This is a genomic window from Geminicoccus sp. (assembly GCF_036263595.1).
Lineage (GTDB): Bacteria > Pseudomonadota > Alphaproteobacteria > Geminicoccales > Geminicoccaceae > Geminicoccus.
Map to the genome: position 1 here is coordinate 1 of NZ_DATAGQ010000061.1, position 3,822 is coordinate 3,822.

General features: G+C 63.5%; 3 protein-coding genes. All 3 read left to right on the forward strand.

Going from position 1 to position 3,822, the window contains the following annotated elements; translation table 11 throughout:
- A partial coding sequence (locus VHL31_RS04910; protein WP_329660088.1) for an ABC transporter substrate-binding protein occupies positions 1–1,540 on the forward strand: 1,540 nt, incomplete at its 5' end.
- Positions 1,541–1,610: 70 nt separating this feature from the next.
- Positions 1,611–3,572, forward strand: coding sequence for a CocE/NonD family hydrolase (locus VHL31_RS04915; RefSeq protein WP_329660090.1), 1,962 nt, complete (start codon positions 1,611–1,613; stop codon positions 3,570–3,572).
- Between the two features lie 52 nt (positions 3,573–3,624).
- Positions 3,625–3,822 (forward strand): hypothetical protein (locus VHL31_RS04920; protein WP_329660089.1); only part of this gene is annotated, 198 nt, incomplete at its 3' end.

The window sequence follows — 3,822 nt, forward strand, 5'->3', positions numbered from 1 at the left end:
CACACGGCGCGGCTTCATCTGGGCCGGCACGCTGTTCGCGACGGCGGCCGCCCTGCCGCCAGGAGCCGTGGCACAGGGCAGCATTCTTCGAATCCGCTCCAACCAGGACATCCAGGTGATCGATCCGGGCTGGATGATCGGCGGCACCGAGATCGACGCCCAGTATGCCTGCCTTGGCTCGCTTGCCATCTACGACCCCGGCGAGACGCTGAAATGGCGACCGTCACCCTTCGTGGTGAAGGTTGAGCAGGTGGACGACCGGCACATCGCGTTCGAGTTGAAGCCCGGGATCAAGTGGTCCGGCGACTTCGGCGAGCTGACTGCCGAGGACGTCAAGTACTCCTACGAACGCATCGCCAACCCAGCAAACGAGGCACCCTGGAAGGTGAAGTGGGATGCTCTCGACCATGTCGAGGTCACCGGTACCTACACGGGCACGGTCATCCTGAAGCAGCCCTTCGTGCCGATCTGGTTCACCACGATCTGCGACGGGCCGGGCAGCATCGTCTGCAAGAAGGCGGTGGAAGCGGCTGGCGGGCGGTTCACCACCGAGTTCCCGGCGGTGTGCGGACCCTACCGGATCAAGCGCTGGGTGCCAAAGCAGGTCCTGGAGCTCGAGCGCAACCCGCTCTGGTCGGGCGAGCAGCCGGCCTTCGACGAGGTGCACGTCGTCTTCATCACGGATCCCAAGGCAGCGGAGCTGGCCTACGAGGCAGGTGAAGTGAGCTTCTGCCATGTCAGTCTGGATTCGTTGCCAAGCTACAAGTCGAACCCGCCAGCTGGCAGCAAGCTCTATGAAGGGTCCGGGCTTGATTGGACCTGGCTCGGCATGAACACCCAGCACACCAAGCTCCAGGACATCAAGGTCCGGCGGGCGATCCAGCATGCCATCGATGTCAACACGATCATCGCCGCCGGCTATGGCGGCGCAGCTGAGGCGCGGGCCCGAGGAATCGTCCCGCCCGGCCTAATCGGGCATCGCACGACCACGATGTTCGAGGAGGCCGATCTGGAAAAGGCAGCCGGTTTCCTTGAAGAAGCCGGGGTTCAGGATCTGAACCTGACACTCGCTATCCTCAACAACTCGCTCAATCGCACTAGCGCACAGATCGTCCAGGCAAACCTGGCCGAGATCGGGATCACCGTAGAGATCATCCCAATGGACGAGGGGCCGTTCTGGAGCCTTGGTTCCGAGGAAGCGGGTGACGCCTGGAAGGACCTGCAGCTCTACATTCATCGCTATCAGGACTCACCTGATCCCAGCCAGTGCACTCAATGGTATCTCTCGAGCCAGGTAGGCATCTGGAACTGGGAGCGCTGGGCAAGCCCTGAGTTCGACGAACTGCATGCGCAGGCGCTGCAAGAGACCGATCCTGCCAAGCGCAATGACATCTACATCCGCATGCAGGAACTCATGGAAGAGGGGGCCGGCTACATGTTCCTTGCCCATGAACCGGTAGCCATCGTCTACCGAGATGATCTGGTGCCAGCGATCCTGCCGCCCGACCATCCCTACCTCAGCCATTTCAAGCGGGCCTGACCCGTCCTCCAGCACAGTGCAGGAAGTGAATATGCAGGCTGTGGAGCACATCGAGACCCTTTGGGTGCCCATGTCGGACGGATCGCGGCTTGCCGCTCGGGTCTGGCTGCCCGAGGACGCTAGGACCCGCCCCGTGCCCGTCGTTCTGGAGTACATCCCGTATCGCCGCCGCGACGGGACGAGGCTCGGTGACGACCTGACCCATCCTTGGCTTGCTGCGCACGGCTATGCCTGCGTGCGGCTGGACATCCGCGGCACCGGCGACTCCGATGGGGTGATTCGCGACGAGTACACGGCTCAAGAACAGGACGATGCCGTGGAGGCGATCGCCTGGCTCGCCGCCCAGCCCTGGTGCAACGGCTCGGTCGGCATGATGGGCATCTCCTGGGGAGGCTTCAACTCGCTGCAGGTCGCCGCCCGACGCCCGCCCGCACTCAAGGCGATCATCACCATCTGCTCCACGGACGACCGTTACGCAGACGACATGCACTACATGGGAGGTGGCCTGATCACGGGTAATCTGGAGTGGGGCTCCTTCTTCTTCACCCTGATGGGCCTGCCGCCGGACCCGATTATCGTCGGTGAGCAGTGGCGGGAACGGTGGATGGAGCGACTGGAGGCAGCGCATCCGGTGTTTGCGGACTGGATGGAGCATCCCTGGCGTGACGACTACTGGCGACACGGATCAGTCTGTGAGGACTTCCAAGCGATTACCTGCCCGGTCCTCGCGGTGGGCGGTTGGGCCGATGGCTACAGCAACACCGTCTTCCGCCTCCTGCAGGGCCTGCATGTGTCCTGCCGCGGCATCGTAGGGCCCTGGGGCCACAAGTACCCGCATGTGGGGGTGCCGGGGCCTGCAATCGGGTTTCTGACCGAGGCACTGCGCTGGTGGGATCACTGGCTTAAAGGCGAGGAACGTGGCGTGCTCCAGGATCCGCTACTGCGCGCGTTCGTGTCGGAATCCTATCGTCCCGCCGCGCATCTGGATGCAATCCCAGGCCGCTGGGTGGCGGAGCCGCACTGGCCGAGCCCGACAATCGAGCCGCGAGACCTGCGACTGGCGCCATCGCGCTTGGTGGACGGAGCTGTCCCGGACAGCTCGGTGCTGCTGGCGTCGCCGCATCACCTCGGTGCCGCCGCAGGCGAGTGGTGTCCCTATGGTCTAGGCGGAGTTGGACCGGAGTTGCCGGCTGATCAGCGGTCGGATGACGGCCTCTCACTAGTTTTCGATACTGATCCGCTGGCAGAGCCCTGGGAGATCCTGGGTGCTCCAGTGCTACAGCTGAGTCTGAAGGCAGACCGGCCGGTCGCCCAGCTCGTGGCAAGGCTCTGCGACGTGGCTCCAGACGGCATGTCGACCCGCATCACCTATGGCATCCTCAATCTCACCCATCGGGAGGGGCATGCCGCGCCTGTCCCCCTGGAACCGGGGCAGGCCTACCAGATCACCCTGCAGCTGAACGAGTGTGGCCATCGCTTCCTCCCGGGGCATCGAGTGAGGCTTGCGCTTTCGAGCGCCTATTGGCCGATCCTTTGGCCGGCGCCGGAAGCTGCGACGCTGGAGCTCCTGCTTGGACAGGCAAGCTTTACCTTGCCGGTACGCCAGGCGCGGTCGGAGGACACAGCCATCGCATTCGAGCCGCCCGAAGCCCAGCTGCCCATGGCTGCGACGGTGATGGAGCCCAGTCTCATCGAGCGCAGCCAGCAGATCGATGTCGGCAGCAATGGGCATCGACTGCAGGTGACGCGCATCGATGGCCGGACGCGGCTGGAGCCGATCGGCGTAGAGCGGAGGATGGAGAAGCACCTGGACTACATCATTCATCCAGACGCGCCTGACAGTGCCCGCTCGGATGCGGTCTACGAGCTGCTGTTTCGCAGCGACGGCTGGGATGCCAAGGTCAGGACACGATCGGCTGTGAGTTGCACCGCGGGCAGCTTCATCGTGGAGGCTGACATTGAAGCCTTTGAGGATGGACGGCGTATCTTCTCTCGCAGCTGGACTCGGTCAGTACCACGTCGACTGGTTTGAGTTAGCTTCTGCGTACGCAGGGAGATGGCAGGGCGTCGTCGATGAGGTGTGGTTGCGTTCCTATTACCCGCAGGGTCTGCCGCACGAGAACGTAGATAGAAAGAACCAGATACGGGAACGCTGCTTTATCAACAGCCGCTGCCTGCCGTTGCTGCGCAAGCGCCATCCCCGCAAACGGCCGGTATTGGTCATGCTTGCTTGTGCATGTCTCTCAGCCACTCCTGCAGCCTGGACCATCGCCGCCTCATGC